The organism is Staphylococcus sp. EG-SA-2 (assembly GCF_017152085.1).
In genome coordinates this window covers 1-803 of sequence record NZ_JACYHC010001024.1, presented here as the reverse complement: position 1 = coordinate 803, position 803 = coordinate 1, and the positions used below count along the sequence as shown (strand labels likewise).

The window sequence follows — 803 nt, the reverse complement described above, 5'->3', positions numbered from 1 at the left end:
GTGATATTCATCCCATTTATTTCATGACAAAAGATTAAAACTTCCTTTTTCATAACCCCATTCATTCAACTAATAAATTAAAAATTGATAAAAACGTACTGTTTTTTAGAAACATACATATATAAGAAACGCATCCATTACTAAAAGACAGTACATTATATTCTATCGGGAAGGTGCAACAATGACCGTCAACATCGTGTTTTCTATCGTGTTCTGTATCAGTATGGTTATATTAGGCATTTATGTCGCAATAACTAAAGATTTCACACTAATCTCTTTTATAAATCAAACGACCATTGCAGATAAACACAAGAACCAAATTGCATATATATTTACGCTATGTATCAGTTTGAGTGCAGTATTTTTGATGTCTTCAATTCTAAGCTTTGAATATGATTTTATTGCATTAGCATTCTTATTTTTAACGATAGCATTATTACTTATCGCATTATTCTACGTTTGCTTTTATAAAATTACAAAATACCCGTAAATGTTTGTGATAGTGTGTTGGTTAGATTTATTGATGCGCTGTCAGTAAGTAATTGTTTGCGAAAAAAATACAACCTTGTACGAATACAAAGTTGCATTAATATAGAATCATTTATGCTTTTTAATATCACAAAATAAATTGATTAAACTAGCTAAAATAGTCAAAATTGGAATCAAGATTACATAAATATCATAACCTCTAGATATTAGTATACATAATATAATTAGCGACCCTATTATAATTGCTAAATTATAAGCCAAACTAATTTTATATTTCATTTCAATTCCCACCTTAATAGCATTGATTAAAATTC

2 protein-coding genes are annotated in these 803 nt (G+C 27.4%); one reads left to right on the top strand and one right to left on the bottom strand.

Annotated elements, in window-relative coordinates:
* Window positions 1-181 precede the first annotated feature (181 nt).
* Window positions 182-490 carry a hypothetical protein gene (locus IDG60_RS17510; protein WP_000217712.1) on the top strand — a complete coding sequence of 103 codons (309 nt, stop codon included), beginning with the start codon at window positions 182-184 and terminating at the stop codon, window positions 488-490.
* Between the two features lie 107 nt (window positions 491-597).
* Here IDG60_RS17510 and IDG60_RS17505 read toward each other — a convergent pair whose 3' ends face one another.
* Window positions 598-801, bottom strand: coding sequence for a hypothetical protein (locus IDG60_RS17505; RefSeq protein ID WP_346767044.1), 204 nt, complete (start codon window positions 799-801; stop codon window positions 598-600).
* Window positions 802-803 lie beyond the last annotated feature (2 nt).